This is a genomic window from Azospirillum sp. A29, from assembly GCF_042604625.1.
Classification (GTDB): domain Bacteria; phylum Pseudomonadota; class Alphaproteobacteria; order Azospirillales; family Azospirillaceae; genus Azospirillum; species Azospirillum palustre.
In genome coordinates this window covers 840,867-864,802 of record NZ_CP170460.1, presented here as the reverse complement: position 1 = coordinate 864,802, position 23,936 = coordinate 840,867, and the positions used below count along the sequence as shown (strand labels likewise).

9 protein-coding genes and 2 pseudogenes are annotated in these 23,936 nt (G+C 66.3%); 3 read left to right on the top strand and 8 right to left on the bottom strand.

The window, feature by feature from the left end:
- Positions 1–192 precede the first annotated feature (192 nt).
- The gene (locus ABNQ38_RS03750; protein WP_377805760.1) at positions 193–579 is read left to right on the top strand and encodes a response regulator; all 387 of its coding nucleotides are present in this window, start codon (positions 193–195) and stop codon (positions 577–579) included.
- Here the strand turns inward: ABNQ38_RS03750 and ABNQ38_RS03745 are convergent.
- A complete protein-coding gene (locus ABNQ38_RS03745; protein WP_377805759.1) occupies positions 540–3,377 on the bottom strand; it encodes an ATP-binding protein in 2,838 nt (945 codons plus the stop codon). The two genes, ABNQ38_RS03750 and ABNQ38_RS03745, sit on opposite strands and share 40 nt — an antisense overlap.
- A gap of 1,269 nt (positions 3,378–4,646) precedes the next feature.
- Here ABNQ38_RS03745 and ABNQ38_RS03740 point away from each other — a divergent pair.
- Complete coding sequence (locus tag ABNQ38_RS03740) at positions 4,647–13,232, top strand: GH36-type glycosyl hydrolase domain-containing protein (protein WP_377805758.1); 8,586 nt, start codon at positions 4,647–4,649, stop codon at positions 13,230–13,232.
- Positions 13,233–13,319: 87 nt separating this feature from the next.
- Here the strand turns inward: ABNQ38_RS03740 and ABNQ38_RS03735 are convergent.
- Positions 13,320–13,505 (bottom strand): annotated as a pseudogene (locus tag ABNQ38_RS03735) (IS3 family transposase); the annotation flags it as partial.
- 119 nt (positions 13,506–13,624) lie between these two features.
- Here ABNQ38_RS03735 and ABNQ38_RS03730 point away from each other — a divergent pair.
- Positions 13,625–14,893 (top strand): annotated as a pseudogene (locus ABNQ38_RS03730) (IS256 family transposase).
- Between the two features lie 54 nt (positions 14,894–14,947).
- Here the strand turns inward: ABNQ38_RS03730 and ABNQ38_RS03725 are convergent.
- From ABNQ38_RS03725 to ABNQ38_RS03700, 6 genes are all read right to left on the bottom strand, one after another.
- Positions 14,948–15,916 (bottom strand): IS5 family transposase, encoded by a 969-nt coding sequence (locus ABNQ38_RS03725; RefSeq protein WP_377805757.1) that lies wholly within the window; start codon positions 15,914–15,916, stop codon positions 14,948–14,950.
- A gap of 96 nt (positions 15,917–16,012) precedes the next feature.
- A complete protein-coding gene (locus tag ABNQ38_RS03720) occupies positions 16,013–18,427 on the bottom strand; it encodes a methyl-accepting chemotaxis protein (protein ID WP_377805756.1) in 2,415 nt (804 codons plus the stop codon).
- Positions 18,428–18,577: 150 nt separating this feature from the next.
- Positions 18,578–19,390, bottom strand: a complete 813-nt coding sequence (locus ABNQ38_RS03715; RefSeq protein WP_377805755.1) for an ABC transporter ATP-binding protein — start codon at positions 19,388–19,390, stop codon at positions 18,578–18,580.
- The gene (locus tag ABNQ38_RS03710) at positions 19,387–21,360 is read right to left on the bottom strand and encodes a dipeptide/oligopeptide/nickel ABC transporter permease/ATP-binding protein (RefSeq protein ID WP_377805753.1); all 1,974 of its coding nucleotides are present in this window, start codon (positions 21,358–21,360) and stop codon (positions 19,387–19,389) included. The genes ABNQ38_RS03715 and ABNQ38_RS03710 overlap by 4 nt, the downstream gene beginning before the upstream one ends.
- Positions 21,357–22,310, bottom strand: coding sequence for an ABC transporter permease (locus tag ABNQ38_RS03705; protein WP_377805752.1), 954 nt, complete (start codon positions 22,308–22,310; stop codon positions 21,357–21,359). Before ABNQ38_RS03705 ends, ABNQ38_RS03710 begins: the two co-directional genes overlap by 4 nt.
- 15 nt (positions 22,311–22,325) lie before the next feature.
- Positions 22,326–23,897: an ABC transporter substrate-binding protein gene (locus ABNQ38_RS03700; RefSeq protein WP_377805751.1), complete on the bottom strand. Its 1,572-nt coding sequence runs from the start codon at positions 23,895–23,897 to the stop codon at positions 22,326–22,328.
- Positions 23,898–23,936: the final 39 nt, after the last annotated feature.

The following is a 23,936-nucleotide window of genomic DNA, read 5'->3' as shown; positions in this document are numbered from 1 at the left end:
GGTCATGGAGGCAAAATCGGTGAGCTTTGCCTCCCTTCTTCAAACAGGGCGCCGAGCCGATGCCGGTAGATGCCATGGACTTGCGCATATGATTGCGGATAGGCAGTCGATCATCTCGATTTTGCCGATTCCAGGCGCGGAACAGACGGAGTGGTGTATTATATAGCGGCTGCAACTCGGGTAGGTGGAACCATGATTGAGCGGGCGGCAAGAATCCTGGTGGTCGAAGATGAGGGGTTGGTGGCCATGGCTCTGCAGGAGTTGCTTATCGCCTTCGGCTACGATGTCGTCGGACCAGCTTCAAACACGCGGACGGCTTTGAGGCTGCTCGCCAGCGAAGAGGGCTTCCAAGGCGCTCTCCTCGACGTCAACCTCGGTGACGAGCGTGTCGATTGCGTGGCCGAAGCCCTGGCGGCCGCCTCCATTCCTTTCCTGTTCGCCACCGCCTATTCCGACCCCGCAGCGCTTCCCGCCGCCTTCCGCGACCGCCCTGTTCTCAATAAGCCTTATCCACCCGAAAGATTGCGGCAGGCGCTTGCTCAGTTGCTGGAACGGGCCGATGAGGCCAGCGCCCGGTAGGCCGGCACGGTCACGACGCAGCGGAGGCCGTCCATCCGGAAGTCGCGCGTCACCTCGCCGTCGAGATCATACTCTACAACCTGCCGGATCAGTCGGGTGCCAAATCCGAGCTGGGCGGGCGGTGTCACCGCGGTCACCGCGCTCTCCGTCCAATCCAGGACAATATTGTCGCCGGATATGCGCCAAGCCAGCGCCACGTTGCCGCCGGCGGCGCTCCAGGCGCCGTACTTCGCGGCGTTGGTGCACAGTTCATGCAGCACCAGAGCGAAGCTCAGCGACGCCTTGGCGGGCAGGCTGACAGGTGGTCCAACAATGGTGAAGCGGCTGTCGCCCTTCGTCGCCAGTGGGGCGGCTACCCGCTCGGCCAGGGCTTCGAGATCGACGCTCTCCCATTTCGACAGCGTGAGCAGCGTGTGGGCATCCGCCAGCGCCTGCAAACGGCCCGCCAAGGCCTGACGGATCCGGGTCACGTCGCTCCCAGCGCGGAAGGTCTGCTCGGCGAGCGACTGGATAACCGCCAGCGTGTTCTTGACCCGGTGGCTCAGTTCGTCGACCAGAACGCGCAGATGGCGTTCCGCCTCCTTCTGCTCCGTCACGTCGACCGCCGTGCCGGTGAAGCGGAGGGGCCGCTCTCCTTCGAACCAGACCTTGCCGCGCGCCAGCACCCAATGCACGCTGCCGTCCGGCCACACGACGCGGTAATGGGTGTCGTAGGGAGCGCGGACGGCGGGGTCGAGGCAGCGGCGGCACAGATCGTCGACCGCATTGCGATCCTCGGGATGCAGGCTGTCGAGGAAGATCGGATAGGACATCGCGGTGTCGGCAGTTTTGCCGAAGATCTCCTTGCAGATCGCCGACCACGTCAATTTGTCGGAGACGATGTCCCAGTCCCACATGCCCATTCCGGCGCTGTCGAGCGCCAAATGCAGGCGGTCCTCGCTGAGGTCGAGCGCCCTCTCGACGATGCGGCGCTCGGCTGCCGCCTTCTCCTCCCGCATCCGCGCCAACTGCAGGCTGCCGCCGACGCGCGCCACCAGTTCCCGGGCGCCAAAGGGCTTGACCAGATAATCGTCCACACCCGCCGTCAATCCCTCAACGCGCGCTTCCTCGCCCGCCCGGGCGGACAGCAGAATCACCGGGACGTTTCCGGTGCGCGGATCGCCGCGCAGCGCCCGCAACAGGCCGAAGCCATCGAGCGTCGGCATCATCACGTCACTGAGCACCAGATCCGGGATACGGTTCCGTGCAGCAGCTAGTGCCTCCTCACCATCGCCAGTCGCTACGACCTGATAGCCGGAGGCGGTCAAGATGCGCCGCACATACCCCCGCATGTCCGCGTTGTCGTCCGCCAGGAGAACGAGCGGTCCCTCCGGCCTTGTCGGATCGGAGGCGGCGCCGTGGCCGGCCTCGCCGTCGGCGCCGACATCCCCGCCGTCCGATAGCCAGCGCTCGACCTCGGCGGCAAACGCGTCGGCACGCGACGGGCCGGCCGGCACAAGCGGCGATAGCCGAAGACGATCAGCCGGCAGATGGGTGTGGCCCAGGGGAAGCGTCACATGGAACCGGCTGCCTTTGCCCAGGATGCTGTCCGCCTGGATGGTGCCGCCGTGCAGTTCGACCAGTTCCCGGACCAGGGCCAGACCGATGCCGGTACCTTCAAAGGAGCGCCCCGACGCCCCTTCGACCCGGTGGAAGCGCTCGAACAGGCGCGGCAACTCGTGTGCCGGAATGCCGCTGCCGGTGTCGCTCACCGTCAATGTCGCCGAACCGTTCGCCGCGCGCAGCCGCACGACGATCTCGCCGGCGCGCGTGAACTTGAAAGCGTTGGATAGTAGATTGAGGATGATCGTTTCCCAGGCGTCGCGATCGACGAAAACTGCTTCCGGCAGGGGAGGACAGTCGACCACAAGACGCAGCCCGGCCCTGTCGCAGGCCGACTGGTAGTGCCCGGCAAGCTCCCGGGTCGCCAGAGCGAGATCGACGGGTCCGAAGGAAACCTGGGCGCGCCCCGCCTCGACCCGTGCGAAGTCGAGCAGGGAATTGACCAGTTTCAGCAAGCGCATGGCATTGCGGCGGGCGATCTCAAGACGCTTGCGCTGGGCGCCGGCCAGTCCGGTCGCAGCGTCGTCGCCGAGCGCGTCCTCGAGGGGGCCCAGCATCAGGGTGAGAGGAGTGCGGAATTCGTGGCTGATGTTGGAGAAGAACTGTGTCTTGGCGCGGTCCAACTCGGTCAGCCGTTCGTTCAGACGGGCCAACTCGTCCCTGGTCGCTATCAGCTGCCGGTTGGCCTCCTTCACCTCGCTGGCCCGCCGGAGAACCTCGGCCTGCATGCGGTCTGCCTGCTCCTGCACGCGCTCGATCGTCTGGGCGGATTTCGCCGAAGCGCGCCGCTCGGACAGAATGAACTCGGTCACGTCCTCCACGTGGTGGATGATGTGGTCGATGCCGCCCGCCGAGCCCATGACCGGGGTGTTGACGGGACTCCAGTAGCGCTCCTCGAAGCCTTCGCAGTCGGGACAGGGAATGTCGTACTTCTGCACGCCCATGATGTCTTGGACGCCATCGGCGAGCACGCGCTGCAGGGACATCCGCAAGTCGCCCACGCCGGTGGCCGTCGGGTCGGTGGGATCGTCCGGAAAAACCTCGAACAACCCGCGGCCGACGATCTGCTCCCTCTTGGTTCCCGTGGCAGCCAAGTAACGGTCATTCACCGCCTCAATGGTGAAGGCGTCATCGGGTCGCAGAACCAGATAGGGGTGCGGACTTGACTCGAAGAGCCGGCGAAAGAACGACTCCATGGAATGACCTCCCGTCCTTCTCCGCCAGGGACGTCCGGTATCATAGCAAATCGAACTGTATCTGGCGCCACTGGAAGCACGACTCGAAAATACATAAGGGGAATCTTATAAGAAATCTTCTCTAAAAGCCGCGCAATGTGGAGGCTTCGGCTGGGCTGCACAAGCTCAGACCCTTCGCAACGACGGCGATGCTACCCCTCACTGTGGATCGGCGTCCAATCTCGGCCAGCACCTGTATTCAGTTATCGCTTTTACTTTTCGAAAGAAAGCGTTTGGAGGGCGCTCCTCCATCGGCGTCCGTGCAGGGCCACTCTCCACAGGGATTTCTCTTCCAAAATCAACGGCCTAACCTGTTGATCCATATGGCTGCGATTGGACGCCGATCCACCCCCTGCACACCTTCCGGGCGCCGCCGTGTCGGCGACGGGCTTCGTGAACCAGGGGGAAAACCACGAGCGAAACGCCTGCCTTAGAAGACGGGCTGAGACCGCTCACGCGGTGATCGGGCGGACTATTCTTGGAATGCATTGTACATGATTTTGCGGCGAATGGGTCCATATGTCGGAATCGCCACGATATCGACCCGGCTTCATCACCATTTCCTCGATAGGCGATTTCGCAATCGTTGAAGCGCGGCGCAATGAGGAAGCCATCGCGGCATCCTTGGTTCGGTCCGCCGTACATATGGAGCACAACCATGTCCCGTCCCCCGACGGATACCGGCTCTTTATCCTCATGGAACGCCGTGAAAGCATACTTCGTGCCACCGGTGGTGATTCCGGTCGCCGTCGTGCTGACGGTGTTGCTCTTCATCCTGATACATGGTCCCGTTGTCTGAACCGAAGGATTCGTCATGCTCGAGTGCCTCGGTCGGAAGTCCTTTGAAGGATGCGCTGTCCACGTCCCGCTGTACCCAAATGATTTCAGCAGGATGGACCGAACTGAGGCTCGCGTCATCAAAGGCGGGACGGTCCGCTGTCACCCCATCACCGTAACCTACGCGCCAACCCGAACCTCGCGGAGCTGTCAATCGGCGTTCCCATGCGCGGCGATCGGATAGTCCGTGGCCCGCATCAAAAGAATGAGCAGACGGCAGCCTATGCCGGGACACTCACAGAAATTCCGCCTTCAGCTCCCGCGCCAACAAAGATAGCCCGAATAAAATGGTGCGGCGGCCACCCTCGATGCCTACAGCGATGATCACACCGCTATTTGGCACGCGTCTCTCTTAATCGCGGTCGCACGCTGATGCTGGCCGGAAAGGCACTGATGAATGCGATCCTCCGCCATGCTTTCGGGCGTCGTCTGCCACCGTCCCCCTGGAGCGATCTGGCACCGGTACGCGAGGAGCTCTTCGGTCTGGACCGGCTCGAGCGGCACGCGGAGAGTCTCGCCGCCGCGCAGCCAGTGACACGCAAGCCGCTTGCCGTCCTGTCCCTGCACACCCGCCTCGCCGACAACGCCGCGGTGCTCCTCGCCGCCTATCGGGCCAGCGCGGCAGAATTGGAGCACGGCCGCAGCGTGGATCCCGCCGCGGAATGGCTGCTCGACAATTACCATGTCGTCGAAGAGCAGATCCGTGAAATCCGCATCGACCTGCCGCCGGGTTATTACCGTCAATTGCCGAAGCTCGCTGACGGGCCGTTCGCCGGCTATCCCCGGGTGTTCGGACTGGCCTGGGCCTTCGTTGCCCACACCGACAGCCACCTCGATCCCGCGATCCTGCGCCGGTTCATCGCCGCCTATCAGCGGGTCCAGCCGCTGACCATCGGCGAGCTGTGGGCGGTCGCGATCACGCTTCGCATCGTCCTCATCGAGAACCTGCGCCGGCTCGCCGACCAGATCACCGCCGGACGCGCGGCACGGGCGGACGCCGACGCGCTGGCCGACCAGCTTCTCGCGTCGGGGGACAGCCGTTCCGTCCTCGAAGCGGACATGGCCACGCGCTCTTCCGGTTCCTTGTCCGACGTGTTCGCCGCGGAACTGGCGAAGCGGCTGCGGGACCAGGATCCGCGAACGATGCCCGCCCTCGGGTGGCTGGAGGAGAGGCTCAACCGTCAGGGCGTAACGGTCGACGGTGTGGTCCAGCACGCCCAGCAGAGGTTGGGCGCCTCCAACGTCACCGTGCGAAACGTCATCACGAGCATGCGGCTGATCTCCGACATCGACTGGGCGGACCTGTTCGAGAGCGTGAGCCTCATCGACGAACAACTGCGCGCGGCGAGCGGCTTCGCCGCCATGGATTTCCCCACGCGCAACCTCTACCGGAGCGCCATCGAGGAACTGGCCCGCGGTTCGTCATTCCCGGAACTCGCCATCGCCGGTCTGGCGCTGTCGGCATCACGCGCGGCGGCTAAGGCAGCCGGCGGCGCGGACGCCGCGCGTGTCGGCGATCCCGGCTATCATCTGATCGCGGAAGGGCGAGGCGCACTTGAGCGGTCCATCGGCTTTCGACCACCGGCCCGCCTGCGGATCAGCCGTTTCAGCGTTCATCTGGGGATCGGCGGCTATGTCGGCGCGATCCTGTCCGTGATGGCGCTATTGCTGGGTCTCGCGGTGTGGGCGGCCTGGCTTCCCGGTATGGGCGGCTGGCTCGTCCTGTTCGCCCTTGCCGGCGTCCTGCCGGCCTCCGAAGTGGCGACGGCGCTGGTCAACCGCGCGGTCACCGCGCTGTTCGGAGCGATCACCCTGCCGGGGCTCGAACTGGCGGACGGCGTGCCCCCGTCACAGCGCACGCTCGTCGCCGTTCCGACGCTGCTGACCGGCGAGGCCGACCTGCTGGAACAGATCGAGCGGCTGGAGGTTCACCACCTCGCCGGGGCCGGCGGCGACCTCGTCTTCGCCCTGTTGTCGGATGGTCCCGACGCCGACCAGGAGGTGGTGGCTGACGACGATGCTCTCCTGGCGGTGGCCGCCGCGGCCGTCGAGCGGCTGAATCTGCGCCATGGCCCCGGTCCTGACGGCGGGGACCGTTTTTTGCTGCTGCATCGCCGCCGGCTCTACAATGACGGCGAGGGCAAATGGATGGGGTGGGAGCGCAAGCGCGGCAAGCTGCACGAACTCAACCAGCTGTTGCGCGGCGGCACCGACACCAGCTTCATGCCCATTGCCGGTCGCGCGCCGCAGGTGCCGGCCGACGTGCGTTATGTCATCACGCTTGACGCCGACACGCGACTGCCGCGGGACGCCGCACTCCGGCTGGTCGGCAAGATGGGCCACCCGTTGAACCAGCCGACGTTCGACGCGGCCGGGCGGCGCGTCATCAACGGCTATGCCATTCTTCAGCCCCGCATCACGCCGTCGCTGTCGCTCGGCGGCGAGGGCTCGCTCTATCAGCGGATCGTTTCCGGCCCCGGCGGCATCGACCCCTATGCGTCGGCCGTCTCCGACGTTTACCAGGATCTGTTCGGCGAGGGATCCTTCACCGGGAAGGGCATCTACGACGTCGATGCCTTCGAAGCGGCGCTGGACGGCCGGGTTCCGCGCAATGCCCTGCTCAGCCACGACCTGTTCGAAGGTGTTTTCGCCCGCGCCGGTCTCGCTTCCGACGTCGAACTCGTCGAGGAGTTCCCCTCGCGCTACAACGTCGCTGCCAAGCGTCAGCACCGCTGGACCCGCGGCGACTGGCAACTGCTCCCCTGGATCCTCGGCCATAGGACAGGTCCTCAGGCGGCTCCGCCGGTCGGTCGCTGGAAGATGCTGGACAACCTGCGACGCTCGCTGCTGGCGCCGTTCACCCTTGCGACGCTGGCCGTGAGCTGGCTGCTGCCTCTGCCGTCCGCCCTGGCGGGAATCCTGCTCGTGCTCGCCGCCAGCGCGGTTCCGGCGTTCCTGCCGTCGATGTCCTCGGTGCTGCCGGGCCGGCCGGGTACCCGCCTCGGCAGCCATGTCGGCTCACTCATGCAGGATCTGCGGATGGCGGCGATGCGGACCGTGATGTCGGTTGCCTTCCTGGCCGACCAGGCGTGGCGGATGGCCGATGCCATCGCAAGGACATTGACCCGGCTGTTCGTCACGCACCGCCATCTTCTCGAATGGACGACGGCGGCGCAGACAAGCGGCCGGCCGCAGCTGGATCTCGGCGGCTTCTATCGAGACATGGCGGGTGGCACCGCACTTGGGCTCGTCGTGGCGGCCGGTACCGTTGCCGTGACGCCATCGTCCTGGCCGCTGGCCCTGCCTTTCGCCCTGCTGTGGCTGACGGCCCCTGCCCTCGCCGCGTGGACCAGCCGGCCGCCGGCCATACGTCGGCGGGCGTCGTTCTCCGATCCGGATGCCCGCGACCTGCGCCTCACCGCGCGGCGCACCTGGCGCTTTTTCGAGACGTTCGTCACACCGGCCGAGAACATGCTGCCGCCGGACAATTTCCAGGAGGACCCGAAGCCGGTGGTCGCCCACCGGACATCGCCGACCAACATCGGTCTCTACCTGCTCTCCACCGTCGCCGCCCGCGACTTCGGCTGGTCGGGAACGACGGAAACCATCGAGCGGCTGGAGGCGACGTTCGAGTCCATGCGGAAGCTCTCGCGGTTCAGGGGGCATTTCTACAACTGGTATGGGACACAGGATCTGCGGGTTCTCGAACCGGCCTATGTCTCGTCGGTCGACAGCGGGAACCTTGCCGGCCATCTGATCGCACTCGCGAACGCCTGCGAGGAATGGATGGGCTGTGCTCCGGCGGCGGACGCCCGGCTCGGCATGATGGATACCCTCGCCCTGGCGCGAGAGGCCGCGGACGCCCTCTCCACAGCGGGCAGCGCGCAAATACGCCGGCTTGGCGCCGTTCTCGACGAGATCGCCGCACAACTCGACGGGGGGCAATCCATCGAGGTCCAGTTGCCGACGCTGAAGCGGCTGACCGACAAGGCTGTCGAGGCGGCCCGCGACGTCATCCCGGCGGGCGGGCCGCCGGCCGGTGGCGAGGGTCCGGCGGATCTGATGTTCTGGATGGTGGCATTGCGGAACGCGGCGATCGAACATGGCCGTGACCGGTTCCCCAGCGCCGGGACGCCGGACATGCTGAGGGGCCGGTTGGTGGCCCTCGCCGATACGGCACGCGCCATGGCGCTCGCGATGGATTTCTCCTTCCTTCTCGATCCCGAACGCAAACTGCTGTCGATCGGCTACGCTCTTCCCGACAACAGCCTGGATCCGAGCTGCTATGACCTGCTCGCCTCGGAAGCCCGGCTCGCCAGCCTGTTCGCCATCGCAAAGGGCGACGTCGCGACGCGGCATTGGTTCCGCCTCGGCCGTGCGGCGACACCGGTCGGCAACGGCTCCGCGCTGATCTCCTGGTCCGGCTCCATGTTCGAATATCTGATGCCGGCGCTGGTGATGCGCGCGCCGGTTGGCAGCCTTCTGGAGCAGACAAGCCGTCTGGTGGTGGAGCGTCAGCAAGCCTACGGCAGAACGCTGGGGGTACCATGGGGCATTTCGGAATCCGCCTACAGCGCCCGCGACCTGGAGTTCACGTACCAGTACTCGAACTTCGGTGTTCCCGGACTCGGCCTCAAGCGCGGCCTCTCCGAGAACCTCGTCATCGCGCCCTACGCCACCGGGCTGGCCGCCATGGTGGATCCGCACGGCGCACGGCTGAACTACGACCGCCTCGCCGGGATGGGCGCATGCGGACGCTATGGCTTCTACGACGCCCTCGACTTCACCCGCTCAAGGCTTCCCGAAGGCGCGGAGATGACCATCGTGCGCAACGTCATGGCCCATCACCAGGGCATGACCATCGTCGCCATCGCCAACGCCCTCCAGGACGGCCGGATGCGCGACCGTTTCCACCGTGAACCCATGATCATGGCCAGCGAACTGCTGCTCCAGGAACGCATGCCGCGCGACGTCGTCGTCGGGCATCCTCGGGCCGAGGAGGTGAAGACCTCCGCAATGGGCGTCGCCATCGCATCGCCGACGGTGCGCCGCCTTACCGCGCCGCCCTCCGCCGCAGCCCCGGTCACCCACCTGCTCTCGAACGGGCGCTACACGGTGATGCTGACCGCGGCGGGGGCGGGCTACAGCCTGTGGCGTGACATCGCCGTGACCCGCTGGCGCGAGGATGCCACGCGGGACGATTGGGGAACCTTCATATTCCTGCGCGACACGCAGACCGGCGAGCTGTGGTCCGCCGGCGCGCAGCCGATCGGGCGTGCGGCGGACCATGCCGAGGTGGTGTTCGCCGAGGATCACGTCGAATTCATCCGCCATGACGGGACTTTGACCACCACCATGGACGTTCTGGTCTCCGGCGAGGCCGACGGGGAAGTCCGCCGCGTCTCGCTGACCAATGGCGGACGGCGACCGCGCGTGATCGAAGTGACGTCCTATGCCGAGCTGGTCCTGACCACGCAGGCCGCCGACGCCGCCCATCCGGCCTTCGCCAAGATGTTCGTGCAGACCGGGTTCCACGCCGAGTTCGGCGCGCTGGTCGCCACCCGCCGCCCGCGCTCGCCACGCGAGCCGCCGGTCTGGGCCGCCCACTTCGCCGTCGTCGACGGCGGGATTGCGGCCGATCCACAATACGAGACCGACCGGGCCCGTTTCATCGGGCGAGGCCACACCGTCGGCACGGCCGCCGCGATCACCGACGGCCAGCCGCTTTCGAACAGCCTCGGGACGGTTCTCGACCCGATTGTCGCGATCAGGCGGCGCCTGACGATCCCGCCCGGCGGGGTCGCGCAGGTCGCTTTCTGGACCTTGGTCGCGTCGTCGCAGGCAGCGCTTCTTGACCTTGTCGATCAGCATGTCGACCGGAATGCCTTCGACAGGGCGAAAACCCTGGCATGGACCCAGGCCCAGGTCCAGCTTCGCCACTTGGCCATCGGGGCCAACGAGGCCGCCGACTTCCAGCGCTTGGCCGCGCCGATCCTGTACGCCGATGCCCGCTTCCGGGCTCCCTCCGCGACAATAGCCGGTGGCGCGGGAACCCAGTCGGGCCTGTGGCCGCACGCGATTTCAGGGGATCTGCCCATCGTCATGCTGCGCATCGACGACGTCGAGGACATCGCCCAGGTCCGCCAGTTGCTGCGTGCCCACGAATACTGGCGCATGAAGCGTCTGGCCGTCGATCTGGTGATCGTCAACGAGCGCGCCTCATCCTATGTTCAGGATCTTCAGGTCGCCATTGAGACTGCGGTGCGCAGCAGCCAGTCGCGGCCACGGTTCGGCGAGGAACCGGCGCAAGGCTCGGTCTACGCGTTGCGTGCCGACTTGATGCGTGCCGACGCACGCGCCCTGCTCCATTCGGTGGCCCGTGTCGTGCTGATCGCCCGGCGCGGCTCCATCGCCGAACAGATCGCCCGCCTGCAGCAGCAGCGGGCTCCATCGGCACCCGCCGACACTCTCGTATCGATCCAGTCCGCGGCCCAGCCCATGTCGGACCAGGTGCCGGTGCCGGGATCCCTCGAGTTTTTCAACGGTCTGGGCGGCTTCGACAAGGACGGACAGGAATATGTGACCATCCTCGACGCCGGCCGTATGACGCCCGTTCCCTGGATCAACGTGATCGCCAACCCCGATTTCGGCTTCCAGGTGGCGGCGGAGGGCGGTGGTTCCACCTGGGCCGGGAACAGCCGGGAGAACCAGCTCACGCCGTGGTCCAACGATCCGGTCAGCAATCCGGCTGGGGAGGCGATCTATCTCCGCGATGAGGTGACCGGGGACCTGTGGAGCGCCACCGCGCAGCCGATCCGCAAAGGCGGGACCTATATCGCCCGCCACGGTCGCGGTTACAGCCGCTTCGAACATCGGGCGCACGGCATTGCGCTGGAGCTTCTGCAATACGTGCCACTGGCCGATCCGATCAAGATTTCCCGCCTGACCCTGCGCAACCATTCGCCCGGCCCGCGCACGCTGTCCGTCACCGCCTACGCGGAGTGGGTGCTCGGCACGGCGCGTGGCGCTTCGGCTCCGTTCATCGCAACGGAGATCGACGCGGCCACTGGAGCCATGCTGGCCCGCAACCGCTGGAGCCTGACCTTCGGCGAACGCGTCGCCTTCGCCGATCTCGACGGCCGGCAGACGGCGTGGACGGCCGACCGTACGGAGTTCCTTGGGCGCAACGGCGGCCCCTCGGCGCCAGCGGCACTCGTCGGGCGGTCACCGCTGTCCGGGGCGACCGGTGCCGGCCTTGATCCCTGCACGGCCTTGCAGGGCGTTGTCGAGTTGGAGGCCGGCGAGACGGTCGAAATCGTCTGGTTCCTCGGGCAATGCGCCTCGGCGGAGGCGGCTCGCGAGCTGATTGCGCGCTACCGCGACGCCGATCTCAACGCCGTTCTCGAAGCGGTCACCGATCACTGGACTTCCGCGCTCGGCGCCGTTCAGGTCAAGACGCCGGACCGGGCGATGGACATCATGCTGAACGGTTGGTTGCTCTACCAGACGCTGGCCTGCCGCATCTGGGCACGCTCGGCTTTCTATCAGGCGAGCGGCGCCTACGGCTTCCGAGACCAACTGCAGGACGGCATGGCGCTGAGCTTCGCCATGCCGAATGAGGCGCGGCGCCATCTGCTGCGCGCCGCCGGCCGGCAGTTCGTCGAAGGCGACGTCCAGCACTGGTGGTTGCCCCAGTCCGGGCAAGGGGTACGGACGCGGATCTCGGACGATCGCGTGTGGCTTGCCTTCGCCACCGCCACCTACATCGCCAGTTCGGGTGACGCAGCGATCCTGGAGGAGAGCGTGCCGTTCCTCGACGGTCCGCCCTTGCGTCCCGGCGAGCACGACGCCTTCTTCCAGCCGGCGACTGCCGACGAGTGCGCCTCGCTGTTCGAACACTGCGCCCGCGGCCTCGACCAAAGCCTCGTCCTGTCCGGCGAGCACGGGTTGCCGCTCATCGGTACCGGCGACTGGAACGATGGCATGAACCGCGTCGGCCAGGACGGCAAGGGGGAAAGTGTCTGGCTTGGCTGGCTGCTGCTCCGCACCATCGCGCTGTTCGCGCCGCTGGCGGACAGTCGCGACGCCGACCGCGCCCGCCGCTGGCGTGACCATGCCGAGGCGTTGCGCCAGTCGCTGGAGCGCGAGGCTTGGGATGGCGCATGGTACCGCCGGGCGACATTCGACGACGGCACATGGCTTGGCTCCGCCGCGTGCGAGGAGTGCCGCATCGACTCCATCGCCCAATCTTGGGCCGTGCTCTCGGGTATCGCCGATCCCGAGCGTGCCGCGACGGCGATGGCGTCGCTGGAAAGATTGCTGATCCGACCCGACGATGGCCTGGCGCTGCTGTTCACGCCGCCGTTCGATGGGACGACGTCCGATCCCGGCTACATCCGTGGCTATCCGCCGGGCCTGCGCGAGAATGGCGGGCAATATAGCCACGCCGCCATGTGGGCGATACTTGCGTTCGCCAAGCTGGGTGACGGCAGCAGGGCGGCCGCCCTGTTCGACCTGCTCAATCCGATCAACCACGCCCGCACGCTGGCGGATGCCGAGCGCTACAAGGTCGAACCCTACGTTGTCGCCGCCGATGTCTATTCGGTGGCGCCACATGAAGGGCGCGGCGGTTGGAGCTGGTATACGGGTGCGGCGGGGTGGATGTACCGTGCCGGCACCGAGGGCATCCTCGGCATCCGCCGCGAGGGCGCATTCCTGGTCGTCGATCCGTGTCTTCCGGCTTCATGGACAGGCTTCGAAGCCACGGTAACCGTGGATTTGACCTACTACCACATCCGTGTGAAGGCGACGTCGCACGGTGATCGCGACGCATCGGACGCGGTCCTCGATGGCTCGCGTTTCGACCGGACCGGCGAAGCGGTGCGCCTGCCGCTCGATGGCGGGAGGCATAGCCTGGTCCTGCCCCTGCGGGATCGTCACGGGAAGCGGAGGTGGCAACCTGTCGATTGCAGCGGATAAGCCGCTCCCCAACGGGGGGTACGCAGCGGCGTCCTTAGGATCGGGAACGGCGCCGAGTGATCTTGCCCCGGTTGGGTTGACACGGGTTCACGCAGATCTTAGCTCGGCCTGTTCGGGGGTGATGTATCCGACGGCCGAGTGGGCGCGTTCGCGATTGTAGTAGGTTTCGATGTAAGCGAACACCTCCCGGCGGGCCTAGTCGCGGGTTTCGAACCGAGTGCGGTGGACCAACTCGACCTTGAGGGTGTGGAAGAAGCTCTCCATTGGAGCACTGATGCTCCTATTTTGGTCAACCGAGCTATGCGGGAATCTGGGTGATGACGGTATGAGGAAGGCGGCGTATCGAGGCGGGTGACGAGCCTGCCCGAACCTCCACGAGGGAGCGATACGCCATGGACGAGATTAGCAAGGTTGTCCGGTTACGTCAGCCGGAGGAGATCGACGATCCGCTGACGACCATCCTGCGCGCCGGTGCCCGCCGGTTGCTGGAACAGGCCATCGAGGCGGAAGTGGCCGCCTTCCTGGCGTCGATGAAGGACGTAAAGCTGCCGGACGGCCGCGACCGGGTGGTCCGGCACGGGCACGGCCCCGAGCGGGCCATCCAGACCGGCATCGGGCCGGTGGCGGTTCGTCGGGTCAAGGTCCGCGACCGTGGCGCCGGGGAAGCCGGCGAACGCATCCGCTTCACCTCGGCGCTGCTGCCGCGCTGGGCCCGCCGGACCAAGAGCCTGGATGCGTTGTTGCCCATCCTCTACTTGCGCGGCGCCTCTACCGGCGACTTTCAGGAGGCGCTCGGGGCCTTGCTCGGCAAGGACGCGCCGAACCTGTCGCCGTCGGTGATCGGCCAGCTGAAGGAGGACTGGGCGGCCGATTACGCGCGCTGGCAAAAGCGCGAGCTGTCGGCCCGGCGCTACGTGTATGTCTGGGCCGACGGCGTTTACCTGCAGGCCCGCATGGAGCCGACCGCCGAGTGCATGCTGGTGATCATCGGCACCACCCCGGAAGGCAAGAAGGAACTGGTCGGCTTCCAGGTCGGGGTGCGCGAGAGCGCCCAGAGCTGACGTGAGTTGCTGGTGGATATCCAGGCCCGTGGCCTGACCATCGCCCCCGAACTCGCCGTCGCCGATGGAGCGCTCGGCTTTTGGAAGGCGCTGGAGGAGGTCTTCCCCTCCACCCGGCATCAGCGGTGCTGGCAGCACAAGACGGTCAATGTCCTCAACAAGGTGGCCAAATCCGTCCAGCCGGCGCTGAAACAGGACCTGCGCGAGATCTGGATGGCCCCGGATCGGGAGACGGCGGAAGCCGCCCTGGCGACGTTCGAGAAGAAGTACGCGGCCAAGTACGCCAAGGCGGTCGAATGCCTGACCAAGGACCGCGAGGCGCTGTTGGCCTTCTATGACTTCCCCGCCGAGCATTGGGAGCACGTGCGCACCACGAATCCCATTGAAAGCGTGTTCGCCACCGTCCGCCACCGAACCGTCCGCACCAAGGGAGCGCTGTCGCAGGAGACCGCCAAGCTGATGGTCTTCAAGCTGATCACCGCCGCCTCCAAGACTTGGCGCCGCCTGCAAGGGGAAAACCAGTTGCCCAAGGTGATCCAGGGCGTCACATTCCGCAACGGCATCGAGGTCACTGAAGCCGCGTCACAGAACGCCGCCTGACCAGACCGTCACCCAGTTTCCCGCATAGCTCCGCTTCGCCCTATCCCAGGGTGTTCAGGTGGCGCGGCGGGACGCCGGCATGCCGAGGCGGGTCATGATGTTGATCACCTTGCAGGCGATCTTGGCCTCGGTCTTCTGTCGGGGCAGAGTCCGGGCGTGGAGGCTGCGACCGATCAGCGTCTTGTAGCGCAGCATCGCCACCTCTCCCAAGGAGCGGCGGCCGTAATCGACGGCGCGCTGCCAACCAGCCCGGCCGCGCTCCTTGATCATCCGGATGTGCCGGTCGCGTTGAGTTGGAGAGGTTTCGGTCGTGGCGCTCGGCACCGCCGTCGAGCGCGGCGGGATGATCACCTCCGCCGCAGGGCTTTGGGCGGCGACCGCACGGTAGACCGGCTCACCGTCATACGCCCCGTCGGCCAGCACCGTGCCGATCGGGCGGGCGATCTGGTCGAGCAGCGGACCGAGCAGGGAGGCATCCCCCTCCTCGTTGGGCGTCAACGCCGATGCCAGGATCTCACCGGTGTCCGGATCGACCGCCAAGTGCAGTTTGCGCCAACTCCTGCGCGCGTGGCCGCCGTGCTTTTCCAGATGCCATTCGCCCCGGCCGAACACCTTCAGCCCCGTGGAGTCGATGACCACGGTGACCGGCCCGTCCGTCCTGACCAGCGCCGACGCGACCTCAAGATCGGCGCTGCGGCGGGAGAAGGTCGTGTGATCCGGGACCGGCAGGTCCGGGCCGAGCAGGCGCATGAGCGAGCCCAGCAAACCCTCGGTCTGCCGCCATGGCCGACCGAACGCCAAGCGCAGCATCAGTCCAGCCTCAATGGCGAGGTCCGAGTAGCGCGATGGTCGGCCTCGCCGGCCAGAACGCGCCGGCGTCCAGCCAGCGATCGCCTCCGGCGTCACCCAGATCGTCAGGTCGCCACGCCGGCGCAGCGCCGCATCGTAGGCCGACCAGTTCTCAACCCGATAGCGGACCTTCGGGATCTTGTGACGTCGGCTCTCGTTGGCTTTGTACGGCATCAGCGGCTCGACTTCAGCGGGCCGCCTCTATACCCGCTCGCCCTCCCGACCACCACCAGCCCGGGCTTTGTGCACCAACGTCCGCCCACCGGCCAATCACGCCGCCACCTGGGTGACAAAATAGTCGATCTGCTTACGCAGGGCGCCGGCACTCTCCGTAAGGGCGACTGCATCGCGCAGCACGTGATCGGCGGCTTGCCCGGTCTGGCGCGCCACATCGGTCACCATGGCAATGCTGGCCGAGGCCTGCGCCGCCTCCACCGATGCCTGCTGGATGTTACAGGCGATCTCCCGCGTCGCCTTGTCCTGCTGCTCGATCGCGGCGGCGATCGCCATCGTCACCTGGCTGACAGTCTCGATGGTGCGCAGGATCTCGGCGATCGCGTCTGCAGAGTCCTGGCTGGCACTCTGAATCGCCCGGATCTGGTCGGCGATCTCGTCGGTCGCTGAAGCGGTCTGGGTGGCGAGGCTCTTGACCTCTGACGCCACCACTGCGAAGCCTCTCCCCGCCTCGCCCGCCCGAGCCGCCTCGATCGTTGCATTCAGCGCCAGCAGATTGGTCTGGCCCGCGATGTGCTGGATCAGTTGCACCACCTTCTCGATCCGCTGCGCCGCCCCTGATAGGACTTGGACGCGCGCCGTCGTCCGTTCCGACTGGCACTTGACCTCGTCGGAAATCCTCACCGAATGCGCCACATGTCGGGCGATCTCCCGCACGGAAACCGCCAGTTCCTCCACAGCCGTCGCCACTGCGCCGACATTGTCTCGCACATCTTCGGCGGAGTGTGCCGCATCTTCCGCCTGCCGCTCGGTCTGGCCGGCATTATCCGTCAGTGAGTGGGCAGTGCCGCGCAGGCGCCCGGCGGCACCACCGATCGCCGACACCATAGCACTGACCGTCTCGTCGAGCCGCCGGGCCAGCGCTTGCAAGGCTGCCTGCTTCTCCGCCTCCGCCAAGCTCTTGACCAGCCCCTGCTCGGCCGCAAGGCGGGTCATCTCAATGCTGTTGTCGCGGAACACCCTCACCGCGTCGGCCACCGTTCGCAATTCGTCCCGGCTGTCGCGCGCCGGAACCTCGAACGCAGTATCGCCGCCGGCCAGTCGGCCCATGACGTCCACCAGCGCCGACAGCGGCCGGGTAAGGTCTCGCCCGATCCAGAAAGCCAGCGCCCCTCCCAGGCTGAGCGCTAGCACGCTGCCCAACAGAAGCAGAAGGCTGGCCCGGTCACGTTCATCGCGCATCAGCCCGAATTGCGCCTCGCTCGTCCGCCGAGCTTCCTCGGCCGCCGCAGCACCGTCGTCGTTCACCACCTTGAGCGCCGCATGTTGCTGGGCGGTCGCTGCCACGATCGACGCCAGGCCGGCCTTGAAATCCCCGATCTCCCGGATCAACGACCGGATAACCCGATTCTCGTCCTCCGCAGCGGCATTGATGATCTCCTCGGAATTCCAGCGGATGATCTCCTCGGCGTTCTGTGCGATGGCGGCGGCAGTGGCAGTCAGTGCGACGATTGCCGCGTCGTCCGTCGAGGACGTCTGCAACGACTGTTCCTGGACGCGGGCGCGTTCGGTCAAGGCGACGATGGCCAGCGCCGCGTGCGTCAGGTCGTTGACGGTGTCGAAACGGAACTCCGCCTCCTCCAGCTTGACCTGAAGTGCGGAATTGCTGCCGAGCATCGCCCGGTCCACCGCATTAACCGCCTCCGCCAGAGCCCCGCCTGGTCCGTCGAGCACCGCCACACCCATCCGATCAGGCGTCGGCGGCAGAGCCTTGATTGCCGCGGCATAATCGGTGCCGGCCTTGACCAGCCCTTGCACTGCGCCGACCCGCCCCTGGCGGGCGGCCAGGGATCGGATGGCATCTTCGACGTTCTTCCAGCATCCGACCAGCCGGTCGAACGCCGCCGGCGTCGGAGCTTCACGCAGCAGCGCCTGTGCCTCATGCAGTTCGGCAGCCCGGCGCATCACGGTCTGAGACAGAAGCTCGGCGGCCTGACCAGCCTTGCGGGCCTGACGTACCTGCCGCAACTCGTCGGTCATGGCACCCAGCTTCTGCCGCTGGGCTTCAACAATCTTTGATGCCACCGACTGAAACTGACCGATCAGACGGGCTCGTCCGTCGGAGATCAACATCTTCTGCGCTTGGAGTTCGCGGTATTGCGCCAAGCTCTGTGCCACCCCGTCGATCGCATGACTGGCACGGTCGGCGGCAAAGCGGCTGTCGGCACCATGGACCGCCATGTCCGCGATCGCTTGCCGTACTGCAGCCAGAGTGGCTTGCAGGGTTGCACCTTGCCCATTCTGATTAGGGTCGTAGTCAGACCTCAGTTGCAGTTCCCTCGTACCGACCAGGGCTAGTTCCGCCACCTGGCCGGTAACCCGGTCGGCGGCGCGCGCCGCCTCCACCCGCTCGGCGAACTGCACCAGCCCCATCCGCCCGACCAGCGCCACTCCCACCGTAAGCAGCAGGACCACGGCGAAGCCGCCCAGTATCTTTAACCTGATCGTCATGGTCGGAGCCACCTCCCCCGGGGCTGTGAATGATCGGTCCTGCCCGGAAGATGACCGACAGGCAGGCCGTCGGCTTTCCGATAGCGGGGCAGCGCCGCCGGAAGTCCTGGCTTGGAATTGAAACTGTTGAGGGCCAACACAGGCCGCCGATCAGCTCAAGGCTGGCCGTCTGGCGGAGGGATCGGGGATCGGGATCGCCGCCAGCAGGGCCTGGGTGTACGCATGCTGCGGATTGCGGTAGATGTCGTGGGCGGAGCCGGACTCCACGATGGAACCGCGGTACATCACCAGCACCCGGTCGCAGATGTATTCGATCAGCGCCAGATCGTGCGAGATGAACAGCAGGGTCAAATCCAGCTCGTCGCGCAGGTCGAGCAGTAGATTGACCACTTGCGCCTGCACCGAGACGTCCAGCGCCGAGACCGACTCGTCGGCAACGATCAGCTTAGGCTCCAGCGCCAGCGCGCGGGCGATGCCGATGCGCTGGCGCTGGCCGCCGGAGAACTCGTGTGGGTAACGGTCATAGGCCGAGCGCGGCAGTCCGACCCGGTCCAGCAGCCGCTCGGCACGTCGGCGCTGTTCCTGCGGTGTATGGAGCCGGTGGATGCGGAAGGCAACCTCGATCTGGGCCCCCACGGTCCGCCGAGGATCCAGGCTGCCATACGGGTCCTGGAAGATGATCTGCATCTTGCGGCGCAGTTCCTTCAGCGTGGCGCCGCTCGCCCTGGTAACGTCTGTGCCGTCGAAGATCACCGTGCCGGAGGTTGGCTCGACAAGGCGCAGGATGGAGCGTCCAACCGTGGTCTTGCCCGAACCAGACTCGCCAACCAGCCCCATTACCTCGCCGCGGTTCAATTCGAAGCTGACGCCGTCCACGGCATGCAGCGTGGTCGGTTTGCGGAACAGTCCCTGGCTCAGGGTGTAGTCCTTGCGCAGATCCCGGACGGTAAGAAGCGGGTTCATAGTTCGCTCCAGCGGATGCAGCGGCTTTTCTGCGACGACCCGTCCACTTGGTAGAGGGCCGGGTCGGACTGGCGGCAGGCGTCGATCGCCAACTCGCAGCGGTCGGCGAACTTGCAGCCGGCCGGCATCGCCGCCGGGCTGGGCACCGAGCCGGGGATCATGCTGAGCCGCGGTCTTTTCCCGTTTTCCGGCTGCGCCTGATCGGGCCGCGGAATGCAGCGCATTAGGCTGCAGGTGTAGGGATGACGCGGGCGGGCGAACAGCTCTTCAGTGGTGGCTTCCTCGACCACCCGGCCGGCATACATGACGACGACGCGGTCGGCGACCTCGGCGACAATCCCCATGTTGTGGGTGATCAGCAGGACCCCCATCCCACCCATGCGCTCCGCCTGCAACTGCTTGATCAGCTTCAGGATCTCCGCCTGGATGGTGACGTCCAGTGCCGTGGTCGGCTCGTCGGCGATCAGCACGCCAGGGTCACAGGCCAGCGCCATGGCGATCATCACCCGCTGACGCATGCCGCCCGACAGTTCGTGCGGATATTGCTTCAGGCGACGCTCCGGCTCGTTGATCCGGACCTTGCGGAGCATCTCCAGCGCCAGGGCCAGCGCCTCGCTACGAGAACAGCGCCGGTGCGCGCGAACTGCCTCGACGATCTGGTCGCCGATTCGGTAGACCGGGTTGAGGCTTGTCATCGGCTCCTGGAAGATCATCGCCACGTCGTTGCCCTGGACCGAGCGGATCACCTGCGACGATGCAGTCGCCATGTCGAGGGCGGAGCCGTCGTGCCGGCGCAGCAGGATGCTGCCCCCGGCGATGCGGGCGGTGGGGCGCGGCAGCAGGCCCATGACCGAAAGGCTGGTCACCGACTTGCCCGATCCGGATTCTCCGACCACCGCGACGATCTCACCGGGCTTCAGCGAGATCGACACGCCGTCGACCGCGGTGATCGGCCCGGCCGGCGTGGCGAAGCGGGTGACGAGATCGCTGACCCGCAACTGGTTCCCGCCGATCGCAGCCGGTGCCGACTCCGCCATTTTGCCCCCGGCGACCGCCCGGAAGCGGATGGTCCGTCCAGCACGGGCGGTACGCGGATCGAAGGCGTCGCGGATGGCGTCGCACAGGCTGTAGACGGTGAACATAGTCGCGACCAGCGCCAAACAGGGCCAGAACAGCCCGAGCGGGTTGAGCGCCAGATAGGACCGCGCACCCCTGATCATCAGGCCCCAGGACGGGGTCGGCGGCACGATGCCGAGGCCGAGGAAGCTCAGGCCCGACTCCACCACGATGGCGGAGGCGATAACCAGGGCGAACTGGACGAACAGCGGGGCGGAGATGTTGGGTAGGATGGTCCAGCCCATCAGCCGGACCGGGCCGGCGCCCAGCGCCCGCATCGCCTCGACAAACTCTTTGCGCTGCACCGCCCGGACCTCGCCATAGGTGATGCGGGCAAACTCCGGAGCGTAGAACAAGCCAAGCGTGACGATCAGCGTGCCGGCGCCAGGACCAGCGAAGGCGACGACCAGCAGGGCCAGCAGGATCGGTGGAAAGCACAGCATGGCTTCCGACAGGCGCACGGTCAGCACCTCGGCGATGCCGCCGAAGAAGCCGCCGATCAGGCCGGCGGCGACGCCGACGGCAGCCGCCAGGATGGCCGTGGCGAATGCCACACCTAGCGAGGTGCGGGCGCCGTACAGCAGGCGGCTGAGCACGTCGCGACCGAACTCGTCCTGTCCCAGCCAATGGGCCCCAGACGGGCCGGCGAGCCGCCCAGCCATGTCCATTGCAAGCGGATCGAAGCCGATCAGCGGCGGTCCCGCGATCGCCACCAGGATGAGGAAGCCGAGGACAAGGGCCGAGGGAAGGATCCGCCGGGTGCGTGGATCGCTCCAGAAATTGGTCAGACGTGTCATCGGGCGCGCGCCGCTGGACTGGACGTCGGACGGGGAAGCCTTGGAAAATACGGTCATCGGGTCTGTACCCTCGGGTCCAACGCCAGATAGAGAAGATCGACGACGAGATTGAGCAGGATGAATAGCGTCGCGATGATCAGCACGATCCCCTGGACCTCCGGATAATCGCGCCGCTCCACGGCATGGACCAGTAGACCGCTCAGTCCCGGCCAGTTGAAGACGTACTCCACCAGCACGGTGCCGCCGAGCAACGAGCCCATGTGCAAGCCGGTCAGCGTCAGCACCGGCCCCAGCGCGTTGCGCACCACATGGCGGACCACGACGCGCCGTTCGGTCAAGCCCTTGGAGCGGGCGGTGCGCACCCAGTCCTGTTGCAGCATCTCCAGCACCGTCGACCGGCTCATCCTCGCGATGATGGAGGAGAAGCCCACGGCGATGCTCAGCGCCGGCATCAGCAGCTGCACCAGATGCTGCCCCGGCGAAACCGAGAAGGGCGTGAAACCGCCGGCCGGCACGAGCTGCAGGGTCAGCGCGAAGACGAACACCATCAACGTGCCCAGGACGAAGACGGGGATCGAGATGGCGAGGCTGGACCACAAACCGATCACGCGGTCGAGCAGGCTGCCGCGCCACAGGGCCGACAGCGTGCCGAGCAGCAGGCCGATCAGGATCGCCAGCACGGTGGCTGCCCCGATAAGTTCCAGCGTCCGCGGCAGCCGTTGCCTGATGTTGTCGATCACCGGCTCGTCGTCGGCAAAGGAGTTGCCGAAATCGCCGGAAACGATCCGGCCGAGATAGGCTACGTATTGCTCCAGCATTGGGCGGTCGAGGCCGAGCTTCGCCCGCGTCGCTTCGATCGCCTCCTGCGTCGGCGTGCCGCCGTCGGCGGCCAGCAACACCTCAGCCGGATCGCCCGGCACGAGATAGAGGGCGAGAAACACGAAGCTGGCGACGAAGATGATCATCCCCATCGCCGTCAGCAACCGTTTGATCAGGAAAGACAGCATCGATATTGCCCTGCCTCAGACCAGATAGGCGGTATCGAACGCGGCGCCGGAGGTGATAAGCAGAAATCCCGGCAGGGTTTGGAAACCCTTGACGCTTCTGCGCAGCGCGTAAGCCTGCGTTCGATAGCCGAAGGTGCACATTGGGACTTCCTCCGCACACAGGCGGGACAGTTCGGCATAGGTGGCGCGCCGCTTTGCCTCGTCCGGCTCGGACCGCGCCTTGGCAAGAAGGGCATCGCCCCCCTTGGACTCGAACCCGAAAGAGCGCCGATAGGATGCCGGTCCCGAGCCGATCAGCGGGGTCAGCTCATCGGGATCGCCAAAGAACCCGGCACCGCCGTTGATGGCGAACTGGTATTTGCCCTGGTTCCCCTGCGCGACGCGCACACCCCATTCCGGCAGGCTGAGATCCACCTGCATCCCGATGGCGGCAAGGTTCTGCTGGATCACCTCGGCGGAATCCTTGTGCATGCCGTAGGTCGCGGTGGACAGCAGGGTGACCGGCGTGCCGGCGAAACCCGCCTCCTTCAGCAGCGCCTTGGCCCTGTCCGGATCGTACGGCCAGAGATGTGCGGTCGCCTCGTCGAAGAACGGCGAGGCGGGATCGATCGGCAGCCCATCCAGCGGCTGCCCGTAGCCGAGGAAGGCGCCCTTGATGACCTCGTCTCGCTTGATCGCGTGGGCGACCGCACGGCGCACCCGCGCGTCCTTGAAGGGACCGAACGCCGTGTTGAAGACCAGGTACATGTAGGCCGCCAGCGCTGACTGCATGGCGATGTCCCCGTTGTCGGACAGGCTCTGCATGCTCTGGAATGGCACGTATTCGATGATGTCGACGTCGCCAGCCTGCAGGGCCGAAACGCGCAGATTGTCGTCGGCATAGACGACGAAGCGCACCGTCTCGCTCTTCGGCAGGCCCGGCTTGTAGAAGGCCTTGTTGGCCTTGAAGGTCAAACTGACGCCCTTCTCGGACTCCTGCAGCATGAACGGCCCGCAGCCGACCGGCTGGTTGGGATTGGCCGCCCCTGCCCTGGCGGAGATGATCGGGACCTGCGCGTTGGTCAGCATGGCGGCGAAGGACGCCGTCGGCTGCTTCAGAGTGATCTTGACGACCTTGGCAGACGTCGCCTCCACCCGGTCGATGATCTGGAAGTTTTCCTTGAAGAAGGCGGTAGAGTTGGGAGCGACGATCTGCGCCAGGGAATATTTGACGTCCTCGGCGGTGACCGAATCGCCATTATGGAAGACGGCGTTGTCGCGCAACTTGAAGATATAGGTGGTGGGGTCCGGCGTCTCCCAGGATTCCGCCAGTTCGGGGTGGATCTTCCCATCCGTCCCGAAGATCAGCAGGCCCCGGTGGATCAACACCTTCGCCGTGCTCGCCGCACCGCCGGACCAGTCGAAGGGCCGCAAGTTCGGCGGATAGGCGGACAGTCCGAAGGTCAGCGGCCGGCCGGACTGGGCCAGCGCATGGGACGGCCAGAATTCGGCGGCGGCAAGGCCGACGCCGACGGCACCCGCTCCGACCATGAAACCACGGCGGGTCGGAAGACTGAACGATGGCTCTTTGGCAATTTTGTTCACCATTTTTTGGGCCTCCCTGCTGCTGAAAGTGATTGCGACTTC